This is a genomic window from Hymenobacter roseosalivarius DSM 11622 (assembly GCF_900176135.1).
Classification (GTDB): domain Bacteria; phylum Bacteroidota; class Bacteroidia; order Cytophagales; family Hymenobacteraceae; genus Hymenobacter; species Hymenobacter roseosalivarius.
The window spans coordinates 1-15,961 of record NZ_FWWW01000064.1; the positions used below are offsets into that span (position 1 = coordinate 1).

12 protein-coding genes and 1 pseudogene are annotated in these 15,961 nt (G+C 56.9%); 6 read left to right on the forward strand and 7 right to left on the reverse strand.

The genetic code is table 11. The features are described 5' to 3' along the window. Window positions 1–273: 273 nt before the first annotated feature. Window positions 274–690: a response regulator gene (locus B9A24_RS09275; RefSeq protein ID WP_084444893.1), complete on the forward strand. Its 417-nt coding sequence runs from the start codon at window positions 274–276 to the stop codon at window positions 688–690. 106 nt (window positions 691–796) lie between these two features. Here the strand turns inward: B9A24_RS09275 and floA are convergent, their stop codons facing one another. The 3 genes and pseudogenes from floA to B9A24_RS23365 form a co-directional block, all read right to left on the reverse strand. Then, window positions 797–1,798: a flotillin-like protein FloA gene (floA, locus tag B9A24_RS09280; RefSeq protein WP_084444894.1), complete on the reverse strand. Its 1,002-nt coding sequence runs from the start codon at window positions 1,796–1,798 to the stop codon at window positions 797–799. Between the two features lie 77 nt (window positions 1,799–1,875). Further along, complete coding sequence (locus B9A24_RS23360) at window positions 1,876–2,139, reverse strand: NfeD family protein (RefSeq protein WP_449404355.1); 264 nt, start codon at window positions 2,137–2,139, stop codon at window positions 1,876–1,878. Further along, window positions 2,137–2,373 (reverse strand): annotated as a pseudogene (locus B9A24_RS23365) (hypothetical protein); the annotation flags it as partial. The pseudogene B9A24_RS23365 and the gene B9A24_RS23360, both read right to left, overlap by 3 nt. Window positions 2,374–2,463: 90 nt before the next feature. Between B9A24_RS23365 and B9A24_RS09290 the strand changes: the two are divergent. After that, the gene (locus tag B9A24_RS09290) at window positions 2,464–2,718 is read left to right on the forward strand and encodes a hypothetical protein (protein ID WP_084444896.1); all 255 of its coding nucleotides are present in this window, start codon (window positions 2,464–2,466) and stop codon (window positions 2,716–2,718) included. Between the two features lie 73 nt (window positions 2,719–2,791). Here B9A24_RS09290 and proS read toward each other — a convergent pair whose 3' ends face one another. Beyond that, window positions 2,792–4,267 carry a proline--tRNA ligase gene (gene proS / locus B9A24_RS09295; RefSeq protein ID WP_084444897.1) on the reverse strand — a complete coding sequence of 492 codons (1,476 nt, stop codon included), beginning with the start codon at window positions 4,265–4,267 and terminating at the stop codon, window positions 2,792–2,794. A gap of 193 nt (window positions 4,268–4,460) precedes the next feature. Here proS and B9A24_RS09300 point away from each other — a divergent pair, with 193 nt between their 5' ends. Both B9A24_RS09300 and B9A24_RS09305 read left to right on the forward strand, forming a co-directional pair. Beyond that, a complete protein-coding gene (locus tag B9A24_RS09300; protein WP_084444898.1) occupies window positions 4,461–5,765 on the forward strand; it encodes a hypothetical protein in 1,305 nt (434 codons plus the stop codon). Between the two features lie 61 nt (window positions 5,766–5,826). Beyond that, entirely contained in the window at window positions 5,827–7,341 is a 1,515-nt protein-coding gene (locus tag B9A24_RS09305; protein ID WP_084444899.1) for an OmpP1/FadL family transporter, read from the forward strand. Window positions 7,342–7,434: 93 nt separating this feature from the next. On the opposite strand, the gene B9A24_RS09310 is transcribed toward B9A24_RS09305, so the two are convergent. Next, window positions 7,435–8,400 carry a hypothetical protein gene (locus B9A24_RS09310; RefSeq protein WP_084444901.1) on the reverse strand — a complete coding sequence of 322 codons (966 nt, stop codon included), beginning with the start codon at window positions 8,398–8,400 and terminating at the stop codon, window positions 7,435–7,437. A 185-nt stretch (window positions 8,401–8,585) separates the two neighbouring features. Here B9A24_RS09310 and B9A24_RS09315 point away from each other — a divergent pair, with 185 nt between their 5' ends. Together B9A24_RS09315 and B9A24_RS09320 are read left to right on the forward strand one after the other, a co-directional pair. Beyond that, entirely contained in the window at window positions 8,586–10,808 is a 2,223-nt protein-coding gene (locus tag B9A24_RS09315; RefSeq protein WP_084444903.1) for a S9 family peptidase, read from the forward strand. 140 nt (window positions 10,809–10,948) lie between these two features. Further along, the gene (locus B9A24_RS09320; RefSeq protein WP_084444905.1) at window positions 10,949–12,436 is read left to right on the forward strand and encodes an energy transducer TonB; all 1,488 of its coding nucleotides are present in this window, start codon (window positions 10,949–10,951) and stop codon (window positions 12,434–12,436) included. Window positions 12,437–12,459: 23 nt separating this feature from the next. Here the strand turns inward: B9A24_RS09320 and B9A24_RS09325 are convergent, their stop codons facing one another. After that, on the reverse strand, window positions 12,460–13,461 hold the full coding sequence (locus B9A24_RS09325) for a glycosyltransferase family 2 protein (RefSeq protein WP_084444907.1): 1,002 nt from the start codon (window positions 13,459–13,461) through the stop codon (window positions 12,460–12,462). A 132-nt stretch (window positions 13,462–13,593) separates the two neighbouring features. Then, window positions 13,594–15,897, reverse strand: a complete 2,304-nt coding sequence (locus B9A24_RS09330; protein WP_084444909.1) for a DUF6311 domain-containing protein — start codon at window positions 15,895–15,897, stop codon at window positions 13,594–13,596. Between the last annotated feature and the right edge of the window lie 64 nt (window positions 15,898–15,961).

A 15,961-nucleotide genomic window follows, 5' to 3' on the forward strand; every position in this document is an offset into this window, starting at 1 on the left:
CCGACGCGCGNGNGCTTTTTTATGAATCATATTTCTCACACTCTATTGTAAAGCTATCCACTAGAAAAGTGAGTTTGGAGTTTATGATAGTGAGGGGTTTGCGCGATCAGCTAAACTATGGCTTCACTTTTATCGTCTACTTCAACGAGTAACCGTACTTCAAATCAAAAACAAAAAGTCAGTGTATCTCTACACAAACAGGGCATTTGACTGTCTGAAGCGGCAGTAGAGCCACGCTTTCCCTACGCTGAACGCCTGATACTACCTCTACCTGTGGATAAGATTTCCTGCACCCTTTTAGTAGATGACGACCGAATTAATAACTTCCTCAATCAAAGGCTCTTGGAAGGGCTTAACATGACGGAGAAGCTGCTCACGGCCCTGAATGGCAAAGAGGCGCTTTCCTTGTTTGAAAAGGAATGTCGTGAGGCTAAATGCCCGGCGCTGATATTGCTCGATGTGAATATGCCCGTGATGAATGGCTTCGAGTTTTTGGAAGCCTATGACCAGCTTCCGTTTACGTCCAAAACGCCGGTCATCATCATTATGCTTACCACGTCGCTGCACCCGCGCGACGTTGAGCGCGTGCAGCGCTTAGGAATCACTGACTTCGTGAATAAACCGCTTACCAAAGAAAAGGTGAATGATATTCTGAAAGCCCATTTTGATAGGGAATTGCCGCAGGAATAGGTAATAAAATACACTACAAAAGAAAGAGCCGCCTGAACATGTAATGTCCGGGCGGCTCTTTCTTTAGTAAAAGTCAGGCTGCAAAAGCACTGATTGCTGCCGCTTATCAGGTCTGGCGGGTCTCGTCGCGACCAGGCTTGACGCTGCCACTTTGCCCCCCAGGATTCGCAATGGAGTCGCGCATGTCGGTATCCGACTGGATGTTGCGCATTTTGTAATAGTCCATGATACCCAGGTTGCCACTGCGGAACGCCTCCGCCATGGCTTTCGGAATCTCGGCTTCAGCCTCTACTACGCGGGCCTTGGCTTCCTGAGTCTTGGCGCGGTTTTCCTGCTCCACGGCCACGGCCATCGCCCGGCGCTCTTCGGCTTTGGCTTCGGCTACTTTCAGATCGGCAGTGGCCTGGTCGATTTGCAGCTTGGCACCGATGTTTTCGCCAATGTCGATGTCAGCAATATCAATTGACAGGATTTCGAAGGCGGTACCTGCGTCCAGGCCTTTGCTCAGCACCAGCTTGGATATCTTATCCGGGTTTTCGAGCACCTCCTTATGGGAGCGCGACGAGCCGATACTGGTTACAATACCCTCGCCCACGCGAGCCAGAATAGTTTCCTCGCCCGCGCCGCCCACAAGCTGGGTGATGTTGGCGCGCACCGTAATGCGGGCTTTGGCAATAAGCTGAATGCCATCCTGCGCCACCGCCGCCACGTTGGGCGTGTTGATAACTTTGGGATTAACGGAAGTCGTGACGGCCTCGAATACGTCGCGGCCGGCCAGGTCAATAGCGGTGGCCTGCTTAAAGGTGAGTGGAATATTGGCCTTATCAGCCGAGATGAGGGCTTTGATAACGCTGGGAATGTTTCCCCCGGCCAGGTAGTGGGTTTCCAGATCATTCGCGGTCAGCTCCAGGCCCGCCTTTGTGCTCGTAATCAGAGAATTGACGATGAGCGTAGGCGACACCTTGCGCACCCGCATGAGTACGAGCTGAAACAGACTGACCCGCACCCCCGAGAAAATAGCCGTAATCCAAAGACCAATGGGAAAGAAGTACAAGAATACCAGCAGAACGACAGCCGCGATGGCAAGCGGGACGAAGGGAAACTCCATTAAGATGGGACGTTGAATTGAGTGGAAGTAGGGAAAGCCGGCTGGGGGGCTTTTTTAAACCAGCCCAGCTTCAAGGGTTATGCTTGTTCTACGATAATGCGGTTCTGTTCAATGCCCAAGACGCGAACCGGGGTGCCGGCATCCAGAAACTCTCCCCGCGTGGCGGCTTCCCGTCGGTCTTCACCAAACAGCACAGTGCCGGCCGGCCGCAGCGCCGAGAGCGCCCGCCCGGCAGTGCCGGGCTGTACGTCGGGGCGGCGCACGTCGCGCACGCGGCCGTCGTTTACATCGGTGAGGGCAAACCTATGCAGATTTTTCGGCCGGAGGCCTATATATAGCATAACCCCCGCAGCTACTACCGAAAACAGCAGCGTGTAGTGGCCCACGGTCGAACCCAAATCGCGGTAGCCCAGCCATACGCCCACCACCAGCAATCCAAATCCAATCAGCCCGACCAGGGTCGTGCCCGGAATAAAGAGCACCTCAACTACCAGAAACAACAGGCCGAAAAGCAGCAGTAGAATAACGGTAAGCCAGTCCATAGAAAGAAAGGTAGGAAGTGTTCTTAAATATACACAAAAACAACTGCTGCCGCCAGACTACGCCCTGTGCAGCTTTTTCAGGTAATGAGCCGACCTTCCACCTAATGCTTTCGTAGGTGGGGCATGACGAAACAACGTGAAATAACAGACCAAGCAAATACCCTTTGGACCTGCGTGCAGGCCTATGCCGGCCTTGATAGCAAAACCGCCGAGCAAGCTACCAAGCTGGCCGAAACCGAAGATGGAATCGTGACGGTAGTCTGTACGCCCAGCGGCGGCGCCCAGACCGTGCGGCTGGAACTGGATAAAAGCTGGCTGGAAGAAATATCGGATGAAGCGCTGGCTGCTGCTATTGAGTCCGCTGATTCAGGTATTTAGCAGAAACAACGGCCACAAAAAAGCCCCCCGCTAGTACTAATGGGGGGCTTTTTTTAAGAAAGAGCAATACTATTTAATACGCTCGCGCAAAGTGAGCGCGCCGGGTGCTGGGCTTGCCAGTCACGATACAAACACCATCCTCATCCGGCTCGGCAAGGGCCAGGCAGCGGATGGTGGCTTTCGTTTCTTCCTTAATGCGCTCCTCCGTTTCGGAGGTGCCATCGTAGTGAGCTACCACGAAGCCGCCGGGGCCGTCGAGCACCTGCTTGAACTCCTCATAGCTTTCCACGCGGGTGGTGTGGGTATCGCGGAAAGCCGAGGCGCGGCGGTAGATGTTGGTTTGAATATCCTGGAGCAGCAGATCGATGCTGCTGACAATATCGGCCAAGGGCAGATTCAGCTTTTCCTTGGTGTCGCGGCGGGCTACCTCTACGGTGCCATTGTCGAGGTCGCGCATACCGATGGCCAGCCGCACAGGCACGCCTTTCAGCTCCCACTCGGCAAACTTAAAGCCGGGCCGCTCGGTGTCGCGGTCATCGAGCTTTACGCTGATGCCCCGCGCCAGCAAGCCCATCTGAATAGGCCGGATGCGCTCCTTCAGCTCATCAAGCTGGCCCGTTTTGTAAATGGGCACGATGACCACCTGAACAGGTGCCAGCCTGGGGGGCAAAATCAGGCCATCGTCGTCGGAGTGCGCCATAACCAAGGCACCCATCAGGCGGGTGCTCACGCCCCAGCTCGTGCCCCACACGTACTCCAGGCCGCCTTCTTTGTTAGCGAACTGCACGTCGAAGGCTTTGGCAAAATTCTGCCCCAGAAAGTGGGAAGTACCCGCCTGCAACGCCTTGCCATCCTGCATCAAACCCTCGATGCAGTAGGTTTCCAGCGCCCCGGCGAAGCGCTCATTTTCCGTCTTCACACCTTTCACCACCGGCAGGGCCATCCACTCCTCCGCAAACTCGGCGTATACGTCCAGCATCTGGCGGGTTTCGGCCAGGGCTTCTTCGGCGGTGGCGTGGGCCGTGTGGCCTTCCTGCCACAGGAACTCGGCCGTGCGTAGAAACAAGCGCGTGCGCATTTCCCAGCGTACCACGTTGGCCCATTGATTAATAAGCAGCGGCAGGTCGCGGTAGCTCTGAATCCAGTTTTTGTACGTGCTCCAGATAATAGCCTCCGAGGTAGGCCGCACAATCAATTCCTCCTCCAGCTTGGCATTGGGGTCCACGCGCAGCTTTCCCGGATTATCGGGGTCTGTTTGCAACCGATAGTGCGTTACGACGGCGCATTCCTTGGCGAAGCCCTCCGCGTTTTTCTCTTCGGCTTCAAACAGGCTTTTGGGTACAAACAGAGGAAAGTAGGCGTTTTCGTGGCCTGTGCGCTTAAACATATCGTCGAGCTGGCGCTGCATCTTTTCCCAGATGGCATAGCCATAGGGCTTGATCACCATACAGCCCCGCACGGCTGAGTTCTCAGCTAGGCCGGCGCGCTTCACTAACTCATTGTACCACAGCGAATAGTCTTCGCTCCGCTTCGGCAAACTTTTACTCATTTTTGGAGTATCTTTAAATAAGCAAATCTGTTCGTACTCTGGTACAACATTTGACACAACAAAAGGCACCGTTTCGGGGCAAATTACGTTATTAAAACCCAAGCAATCCGCTACTTTAGCAGAGAAGGGCATGGGTTCCGATAGGTTCCGCTTATTCTCTTCCTTCTTGGTCCACCCTTTCGCGCCAGCAGTCATGAAAAATTTCCTCCCTGCCTTATTGCCCGCCTTAGCCTTGCTTACGCTCGGTGGCTGCGTGGGCACGTCGGCGCTTACCTCTACGGAGAGCGACGGCGTTTATTATACTTCCCAGGATAAGACCACGCTCGTTGCTTCAACGGCATCTGCCTCGTATGAGGAGAGCAGCTACGAGGCTACCACCGACGAGGCCGCTAATCCTGACTACAATGGGAACGCCTCATCTTCGGCCCGCGGCGGCTCTAATGAGTACTACGACGAAGAATACGGGTATTCCACTCGTATTCGCCGCTTTCATCAGCCGTATCGGGGCACGGGCCTGGGTTACTACGACCTCGCCTATACCGATCCTTTCTGGTACGGAGCCAGCGCGTATGGAGGGGGCTTTTCCCCTTATGGCGGCTTCTATGATCCCTTCTACAGCCCTTACGCTTTCGGCGGCGGCACCTTTATTAACATCGGCTTCGGCTTCGGCAATCCATGGTCGCGGCCGTGGCGCGGCGGGTATGGCAGCGGCTTTTACGATGGTTATTACACTGGCCTGTATAGTGGTGGGTACAACCCTTATTACAACCGGGTAAACTACGGCGGCTATTATAGAAACAACCTTGGCGCTACGGTGCGCAACAATGTGCGCTACGGCCCACGTAGCAGCCGCAGCTCCGAGGCAACGGAGGCAGGTGTTACCAGCAGGGGCGGTCGGAGCCGTAGTACGGAGGGTGGCTTAGTGGCACCCCGTACCAACACCGGCGGCGTAACTACGAATTCCGACGGTTCGCAACCTAATGGCCGCTTCCGGCCCCGCGTGCAGGAAACCGTAACTGACGGCACTACCCCTGGCTCGCGCACGAACCAAGCTGGTGCTCAGCCGGGCCGGACGCGGGCCATGACAGAGGAGGAAGTAGCGCAGCGCGAAACCCAAACACGGACCAGCCGCTTTGGTCAGCCCTCCCAAACCCCGGCTGGTGAGTCATCGGCGGAGCCTGTCCGGGCCAACAGCCGGCGCTGGCGTACAGTGGAGCCCGGTACCAGTGGCTCGGCTCAGCCTGCTACGCCGGAATACTCCCAGCCCCGCCGTAGTCGGTCGTGGGGTGGGGGCAGCGAGCAGAGCAGGGGTAGCCAACCCAGCGAGTCGCGTTCGCAGCGTAGCTACGAAGCACCCCAGCGCAGCGAGGCCCCCCAGCGTAGCTACGAAGCGCCACAACGTTCGTATGAGCAGCCTTCCCGCTCCTCATCTGAGCCCTCACCCAGTTCCAGTTCGCCGAGTAGTGGTGGGCGCGGGGGGCGCGGCCGGGTAGAATAGTGCACTAGCCCTAGGAATTCTTTATGATGGGCCATACATCGGTCCTCTTCCTTTCCTTCAAATGAAAAACCTGAAATATGCCTTTGCCCTCTCGTTGCTGAGTGTGGCCAGTCAGGCCTTTGCCCAGTACGAAGTAGATGCACTACGCTTTTCGCGTACTCAGTTTGGTGGCCCGGCCCGCACGCTGGGTATAGGTGGAGCCAACGTGGCGGTAGGCGCTGACCTCGGCAACTTAAGCAGTAACCCCGCCGGATTGGGTCTGTTTCAGCGCTCGGAGTTCAGCTTTACACCTGGTACGGGATTGGGCAATACGGAAAGTACCGGCCTGGGCGCTACCACTACTGACTCGCGCAATAGCCTGCATGTTGGGAGTCTGGGCGCTGCCTTTACTAATCGCCGCCCCGATTCTGATACTGCCAATCCGTGGCGAGCGGGCACCTTTGCCGTTGGTCTTACTCGTCTCAACGATTTCAACACCAGCTTCCGCTATAATGGGCGGGCCGAGGTGGGTAGCGATATTTTCGAGCGCTTGAGCCAGGACCGGGGTCAGACGCTGGATGACTTGGCTTTTAACACCTACCTCACCGACACGGACTCGCGGAATCGCACCGTTATTTCCCAGCCCTTTGAGAACGTAGGAGCCAATGCCGGTTATCTGAACCAAAGCGAAACAGTAGTGACGACTGGTTCGCAAACCCAGTTTGATTTTGGGTATGGTGCCAGCTACCACGACAAGTTGTACATAGGCGGGGCTATTGGCATCGTGAGTACGCGCTACAACTCCACGAGCACCTTCCAGGCCAACGACCCTGACCCCGGCACAGGGCCAGGCACCTCGTTTAGTAACCTGACCCTGCGCGACGACCTACATACCCAAGGCAGCGGCTTTAACGCCCGGCTTGGGGTTATTTACCGGCTCACCGACATAGTACGCCTGGGTGCGGCTGTGCATAGTCCTACCTACATGCGCTTAACAGAAAGCTACAGTTCGTCGTTGCAGGCCTCGTTTAACCGACCTGTTACCGTGGATGGGCAACAGTACAGCTCGGCCAGCGACCAAAGCGATTTGGGCGATTTTGATTATACCCTCACCACGCCCTCCCGTGCATCAGGCGGGGCAACAGTATTGGTAGGCAAGTATGGCTTCCTGAGTGGAGATGTGGAGTACGTAGATTACAGTCAGGCCCGCCTTAGCAACGACAACACCGCCGAGGACCCCAACAACACGGGCAGCAGGTATGATTTCGGCCCTCACAACGACGCTATCCGTAGCTTGTACCGCTCGGCCGTAAACCTGCGCGTAGGCGGCGAGGCCCGCTACGACGCGTTTCGTTTTCGCCTCGGCTATGCCCGCTACGGCGACCCATATCAAGCTAACGATTTTGACCGCACCCGGCAGTACGTTACAGGTGGGCTGGGTCTGCGCCAGAATAATTTCTTCGTGGATGTGGCTGGCGTCTATAACACTGACAAGCGTTTTTATCGCCCCTACGAGTTGACTAATGGTCGGGGACCTGTTATTTCGGTAGACGCCAACCGCTTCACTACTTCTGTAACTGCTGGCATTACTTTTTAGACAGACATACCAACCAGGCAAAAAGGCTGCGTCCTGAAAGGGAGGCAGCCTTTTTGTTTAGTAGACACAGAAAATCTGCCCCCCAACGCTACGTTACGGCTGCTGCTTCGTGACGCGTACCTGCAAATCAACAGTCGGCCGGTCGGAGGTGGGAAGCTTGGATACCTGTAGCAAGCCGGTTTGCCCCCCGGCGGTTCTGAACGCATACACCTGATTCAGGACCAGCGCGCCGGTGCGCGTGATGGTGATATTCTGAGCGTTATCGAAAGCGGCGATAATGGCCTGATTGCTGGTTGCGCCGGTGAAGCCGGTTGGGGCGAGGGTCGTGAACTTGAGTACCGTGGCGTTTCTTGTTGGCCAGACGTTTAGGCCCAATATCTTGTTCGTAGCAAAGAGGGGGTCGGCGGGCGTAACCAGAATCGGGGTGTTGCCCGCGCCCGGAAAGTACAGCAAATCAATGCGCCTCTGAACGTCGGGATTGGTACGGACGGCCGTTTTTGGAAACAGCAAGCCCGCGCCCAGATCCAGAAAGCTAAGCGTGCGGGCGTTGATAGGTGCCTGGAGGCGCGCGAGGTAGGCGTGGTAAGGGACGGTCAGGGAAAGGGAGTCGGCATTACGGGTGGTGAGCTGGAAGCGACGGCTGGCCGCGCGGCCTTCCGCATCGGTCACCTCAAAGCGCCAGGTTTCGCGGCCCGACGTAGTGCGGGTGCCAAAGGTGAATTGGTAGGCAAACTTGCGAGTCGTAAGCGTAGAATCAAGGTACACTACGCTGTCCTTGGGGGCCAGTCCGGGGTCATACGGGCTGGCGTACACGAAGGGCCGCGACTGGGGCTCGTACTTCACCGTGATGCGCAGGCGCTGGAGCAGCGGCCCGGTGGCCGAGTCGCGGTTGTCGGCGAAGATGCGGGTGGAAAGCGTATCGCCGGGGGCCGTCACGAGGCGGTTGTTGCTCACGAAGCGGGTAGTACCCACAAAGTCAATCCGCGGGCCGGAGCCGGGGTCGGGAGTGCAGGCTGCCAGCAAGCTCAGCAGCGACAGAAGAAACGAAGACAAACGCATAGACAACAAAGGTCGGGGATGGCGGGCGAATGCTAACGACCCCAAGGCAGAGGCTAGTACGCAACCGACGGCGCAACGTCGGCGACTTTAGTCCAAATTGCCCCCCAGGGTCCAAATTCTACCACCGGTTTGATTAATTGGATACCTTTAACCCACATAACTCCGCCGTCTTTTTATTTCACTCTATGAAGTTTCGCTCCTTCGGGCTGGCCTTGTTGCTCACCACGGCAAGTCCGGCCTTAGTACCCCAAATTGCCCCCCAGGCCGTTGCCCAGCAAAAACAAGCCATTACCCTCGAAGATATTTGGTCGAAACCCACCTTCCGAGCTCAGTCCGTACCCGGCTTCAACTGGATGCGCGACGGCCGTTACTATTCGGCCCTCGATGGCGGCAACCTGGTACAGTCAGATGTGACTACCGGCAAGCCCGTATCCACGTTGGTTTCTGCTCAGGACCTGCGCGTGCCCGGCAGCAGCGAGCCGCTGGCCGTAGATGGCTACAGCTTCAACGCCGATGAGCAGAAAATTCTGTTCTGGACGGCTGAAGAGCCTATTTACCGCCGCAGCTCCAAAGCCAACTACTTCGTGTTTGACCGCGCTACCAAGAAGCTGACGCCCCTTAGCGCGGGTGGCAAGCAGAGCTACGCTACCTTCTCGCCTGATGGCAAGCGCGTCGCTTTCGCCCGCGACAACAACCTGTTCGTGGTCGATCTGGCCACGATGCAGGAAAAAGCCGTGACCACCGATGGCGTTGTCAACAAAATCATTAATGGCTCGGCCGACTGGGTGTACGAGGAGGAGTTTTCCTTTGCCCAGGGCTTTTTCTGGTCGCCGGATAGCCGCCAGCTGGCTTTTTATACCTTCGACGAAAGCCAGGTGCCCGAGTACAATATGCAGGAGTGGGGCGAGCTTTACCCCAAAGACTACCGCTATAAGTACCCCAAAGCTGGGGAGAAAAACTCGGTGGTAAGTGTATCGGTGTACGATGTAGCTGCTGGTCGCACTACCAAAATGGATGTAGGTCCCGAGGCCGATCAGTACATTCCGCGGGTACTCTGGACCAAAACTCCCAATATGCTCAGCATTCAGCGCATGAACCGCCTGCAGAATAAGCTGGAGCTGCTGCACGCCGATGCCGCCACCGGTAAAACTCAGGTGGTACTCACCGATACCGACCCCGCCTACGTGGACGTGGCCGACGACCTGCGCTACCTCAGCGACGGCAAGCAGTTTATCTTCAGCAGCGAGAAAGACGGCTACCGCCACCTCTACCTGTATGATATGAAGGGCAAGCTGGTGCGGCAGCTCACGAAAGGCAATTGGGAAGTAATTGGGGTTGAAGGTCTCGACGAGAAAAACGGTCAGTTGTACTTCACCAGCACCGAGGCCTCTCCCTTGCAGCGCCACCTCTACCGCGTGAGCTTAAAAGGCAAAGGCAAAAATCGGCTGGGTGAAGCTGATCGTGGTGTTGACATCGTGAACCTGAGCCCCGATACCCGCTACTACCTTAACTACCATTCCGCCGCCGGCGAGCCTACCACCGTGAGTCTGCGTAGTGGCCAGGATGGTAAGCTGGTGAAAGTGCTGGAAGACAATGCCGCCCTGCGCCAAACTCTGAGCCAATATAACCTCGGTAAGGTAGAGTTCTTCGACTTCAAAACCTCCGAAGGCACTACCCTCAACGGCTGGATGATCAAGCCCGCGAACTTCGACCCCAGCAAGAAGTATCCCGTGCTCATGCACGTCTACGGCGGCCCCGGCTCCCAAACGGTGCTCGACAATACGGGCGGCGGCGTGGCCTTCACCAACTACCTCTGGCACCAGATGCTGGCCCAGAATGGCTACATCGTGGTATCGGTGGATGGGCGCGGAACGGGCGCGCGGGGGGCAAAATTCAAGAAAAACACTTACGCCAACCTGGGTAAGCTCGAAACCATCGACCAGGGCGAGGGCGCCAAATACCTGAGCACGCTGCCCTACGTGGATAAAGGCCGTATCGGTATCTGGGGCTGGAGCTTCGGGGGCTATATGGCGGCCCTGGCCATGACCAAGCAGGCCGATCTATTTAAGGCGGGCATTTCGGTGGCACCCGTCACCAACTGGCGCTACTACGACACGGTGTACACCGAGCGTTTCCTGAAAACGCCTCAGGAAAACCCCAGTGGCTACGATGACAACTCGCCCGTGCAGTTCGCGGAGCAGCTAAAGGGCAAGTACCTGCTCGTGCACGGTACCGGCGACGACAACGTGCATTTCCAGAACTCCGTGGCCTGGACCGATGCCCTCGTGAAAGCCAACAAAGACTACCAGACGCTCTACTATCCCAACCGCAACCACGGTATTTCGGGCGGCAACACGCGCCTGCACCTCTACCGACAGATGACTGATTTTATCTTGAAAAACCTATAATGGAGCGGTAGCGCGGAAATCCGTTCCGCGTCGAGCAGCGCGAGAAACGACGCGTTGGCGCGGCATTAAATTCTCGCTTGTGCTCGACGCGGAACGGATTTCCGCGCTACCGCTCATTCCTTCACCAGTAGGCTTTCTCCATGGCTCAACTAAAATCGGTTCTCTGCTCAGTTGCCTTATTACTGACGATAAGCAGTTGCCAGCGCGACAAGCCAGTTATTACCGAAACCCTGGAACCAGAGCTGGCACAGGCAGAGGATTTTTTGGATACCATTCCGGCCGCCACCCCGCTGGATACTACGTCTGGGTCGTGGCACCGCCTGGCCCGGCGCACGAACCCTAACGCACCGCTATTGAGCCGCCGAAGCCTGCGCGGCGCCATCAAATTGTCCCCCGGCGTGCCGCCACCCGAGGCGGAGCTGCACGATATCACGCTGAAAGCCAGTGAGTATTTTCGCATAGACCCTACGCAAGCCAGTGAAGTACACGGGCGCGAGGGTACCATCGTGCGCATTCCGGCCGGCTCATTAGTAACGGAAAAGCAAGCTCCGGCTCGCGGCCCCGTATGGGTAGAGCTGAAGGAATGCTACTCCATGGCTGATATCCTGCTCTCCAACCTCTCTACCGTTTCCGACAACAACGACTTGCTCGAAACCGGCGGCATCGTACTGGTGCAGGCCTCGGCTCAAGGACAGCCCTTGCGCGTGGCCGAAGGCCAAACAATTCAGATTGATATGCCTGCCCCACGCCGCCAGCCTGGAATGCGTCTTTCGCGTGGGCAAGGCGACCGGCGTAAGCTGCTGCGCTGGGTAGCGCTTACCCCGGATTCTGAGCCAGCCGAAGACAAATTTTATACGGAGCCCGAAAAAATGCCTGCTTACGGCAAAGGTCCGGCTGATATCAATAAGCTGATCCGGTACCCCAAGCAGGCTATTGCTAATCAAACGCAAGGACTGGTTTTCGCCGCTTTTGTAGTGGATGAGGCCGGCCGCGTGGTGAGTCCCAAGATTGTACGGGGCATCGGCGACGGCTGCGACGAGGAATTGTTGCGTGTGCTGCGTCAAACTTCCGGCAGCTGGAAACCCGGATTGCAGGCCGGCAAAGCCGTGAAAGTGAAAATGGTGCTGCCCGTGCGATTTGCATTCCACGCGGGCTTAGCCTCTTCCCCCGATAGCACCGCCACAACCGAAGCTACTTCCGACTCCACAAGGGAGTTGGCAACAGAAGAAATGCCCCCCAGTGAGCCAAGCTTCAAAGCAGAGCCCACCGACCGCTATTTATTCAGCAGTGCCCAGCTCGGCTGGCTCAACTGCGACCGGGTGTGGCACGCCACCGGCAGCCCCGCCACCGACCTCCTGGCCACCACCGACCCCGACCCGGTGACCAGCGTATACCTCATGTTTCGGGAGGCCAAAACCCTGGTGACGGGCCAGCCGGAAGAAGGAGGCTATGCCTTTCGCAATGTGCCGGCCAACAAGCGCGCCGTCCTCATTGGCATTCGCTACCAAAACGATATTCCGTTCGTGGCCCTGCGCGAAACTACTACCGGCCGCCACGCCACCGAAGCCCTGGCCTTTCGCGAAACGACGCTGGAAGAACTGGAGCGAATGCTGGAGAAGATAAGGTAGCCTCGGCTTACGCGAGTTAAAAACTACTTACTGATTGTGTAGGGCTGCTGATAGCTGCCTGCGGCGTATGTTGGGCCCGGCGTCGGGTTCTGAGGCTGTGCCGTGGGAATGTTGGTGTCGGAAATAATATAGAGCGGCCGGTGCCGGACGTTGGCACCTATGCGCGAGATATATTCGCCGATGATACCGATGGCGATGAGCTGCACGCCCCCCAGAAACAAGATGCTGACCATTAGCGAGGTCCAGCCTGGCAGGTAGCTATTATCAAAAAAACGCGACCAGAAAGCGTACATCATCACTAAAAAGGCGATTCCCGACACGAAGAATCCGCTCACGGTGGCCACCTTTAAAGGCACTTCGGAATAAGCCGTCAGGCAGTCGATGGCCAAGCGCAGCATCATGCGGTAGGTCCAGGCAGTTTGCCCCCCGGCGCGTTCAGCGCGGTCAAATTCAATGGCCGTCTGCCGGTAGCCGATCCACGAAATCTGCCCTCGTAGAAACCGGTTATGCTCCGGCATCTGCCGTAGCGCGTCTACTACTTTGTAAGAAATAATCCGGAAGTCACCAGTATCCAGCGGGATAGAGATATTAGTGAGCTTCGCCATTGCCCGATAAAACAGCTTGGACGTGATGCGCTTGAATATGCTCTCGCCCGCCCGCCGCCGCCGCTTGGCATACACCACCTCGTACCCTTCCTGCATTTTGCGGTGCAATTCGGGAATCAGTTCTGGTGGGTCCTGCAAGTCGGCGTCAATAATAACGGCAGCTAAACCAGTGGAAAGGTTCAGGCCGGCGGCTACCGCGTTTTGCTGCCCAAAATTGCGGCTGAAGTCAATGTAGCGCACCCGCTGGTCATGCTCGGCTAACTCCCTAACCAGCAGCAGTGATTGATCCCGGGAGCCGTCATTCACAAAAATGAGCTCCGTTTGTCCGTTCATCGAATCGATAACACTCCGCAGGCGCTTATACAGGGCCGGAATATTAGCTTCTTCGTTGAAAATCGGAATAATGATAGAGAGATCCATAAGCAAGTGAACGGGAACAGAAAGCTTAAGCAAATGAGAGTATCAGACGACGCGCAGGCGGCACCAAGCACCTCAATAACCTGACAAAACTACTACAACTTCTGGTCAGGGCGGAAACGCTGGTTATAGGGTTTAAGGTTCTAAGGAGTAGCCATTTAGAATCAGTCGGCGCTTAGCGTCAAACCAATATACATCCGTATCCAGCGGCCGGATAAGGAAGTCATCAACCAGCAGTTCGCTATTATCATAGAGTACTTCCAGGCGGTCTGTGCCCGGCTTTATATGTATTGGTACAGCTACCCGCACCCAGTCGCCGTCTATTTCGGTGCTGTGCCGGGCGTCGGCTACCTGATGATCGATCAGTGCGCCATTGGCATACTGCTTTACCTGCATGTTGCCGTAGCCCTCGGGCATTTTGCCGTTCATCCACACGCTCACCTCATAGCGGCCCGTATCGGCTGGGGCTGGCACCGGGCCATCATATAAGATTGAGAACTTCCAGTTGGGCTCATAAAAGGCCCCCGCCCCGAGCCGGCCCCGGCGGTCTGGGCTGGTAGCAAAAGATTGGAGCAATACGCCTTTGGAGGTGGTGGCGCGCAGACCACCAGAGCGCACTGGCAACGTTGGCAGTAGCGTAGCAGCCTTTGCTCGCTCCTGAGCCCGCGTGGTGGCAGTCAAAGCGGCTAATGGCAACTCGTAGAGCTTGACCTTAGCCGACGCGACGAGCGGGCGGGCCAGACCAACCAAACGCTGTTCCGCCGGCGACAGCACCCCATTTGCTACTAACAGCAATAAGGGCTTGTCTGATGGAAACTGCTGTACCAACGGCTTACTCAGCAGCGGGCTACTCAGCAGCTGCACATGCCGCAGCACCTGATCTACGGATGGCCGCGATACGTAGCTGGAGAGCTGCGGCAGCCCCGTCGCGATGGATAAGCGGTGCGTTTCGGCGATAGAAGCTTCGGAGCCAGGCAAGGCAATCTTGTCGCTGCCGTTGTTGAAATAAGGCACGGGCAGAATAGCCTGAAAATCACTTGGCTCCCGGCCAGCCCAACCTAAGTAGTTGACCAAAAGGTTATTGTCTCGATCCATAAAAGCCCGCGCCCCCGCTCCCTGGGCTACTTCGCGGGCCTTGGCCGATACATTTATCCAGGCCTCACTGGCCCAAATAAGCAGCAGGAGCGGTAGCCAGGGCAAGGCCAGCAGCGACACGTCATGCTGGCGCTGGTAGCGCCAGAGCCGGAACAGATAGTAGGCGGCATACGTGGTGAAAACGTAGTAAAAGGGCCAGGCAAAGCGCCCCAAAGCCCGCAGCTGCTTGACGGGGCCTAGATACTTTACCAAGCCGGAGAACCAGGGAAAGATAAAAGGCACCCCGAACGAGAATAGCAGCAGCAGGCCCGCGGCCCATAATCCAGTATACAAATGGGTGGGCATAGCCCGACGAAGGCGCAGCCCGTGGCCGCGGCGCTTCCACATGTGCCGGACCACCCGGAAAGCCGAAACCAGTGCTATGCCCGTAGCCACCAGCCCCACATACGACATGGCCTCGAAGCTGATATCGCCGGCGGGCAGCAGCGCGGCCCACAGCTCGCGCAGGGGTGAGAGGGCTGGGGTAAATACCCCGCTCGGCGTTGCCATGTACACCAGAAAACCGTAGGGATTCGGCGGTCGGTCGGTAGTAAGGTCAGTGAGCCACAGCCAGCCCCGAAAAAGCAGCAACGGCAGCAGGGCCGCCAAGGTCATGCGCCAAAGCATAGCCAGTGGGCGGGGGCGCTGGAAGCTGAGCACCAGCACATGCGCCAGCAGAAAAAAGCAGCCACAGGCCAGGAAATACACCATTACAAGCCCCATAAGCAAACTGCTAACGCCAAAAATGACATACCAGCGGAGCTGATCGGGCGCTTCCTGCATGCGCAGAATGCAATACCACAATATCGGCACGAAGCAAGGGTAGCTCAGCGACATATGCCCCCCAAGGCGCTGAATCTGAGGAGATAAAAAGCCGATAAGCAATGCCATCAGGCTGGCGTATACGACCGGCATGCGCAAGCGCCGCAGAATAGCATATAGTACTAAAGGCGTCACCCAGACGGCCAGCAAGGCCAGCAGATTGGTAATGGCTACCGTGTGCTCGGCCGCGGGAACGCCCAGGCGTTGCAGAAGATTGATGCCCACCGCTAGCAGCGGTTGTAGGTTTGGGTAGGTAAAGTTTTCCCCAAACGGGTAATTCATCCCGCTAAAGTGGTGGCCGGTATCATAGAAGGCGTAGTAGGCGGTGGCGTAATAACTTTGAAGCCCATCGCCGGCCGGCAGGAAAAAGTAGTCGTTAGGATTGGCCAATACAAAGGAGAAAAGCGCGACCAGGAGCACGGTAGTAGCTACTCCCACTCCAGCCATGCCCAGCCAGTGCGCGTTCCGACGAGTTATAATCATACGTAAAAGCAGTACGCTGTCAATGTTTCTAGCAGGCTGCCTGCCAGGTGCGGAAAGCGGACGA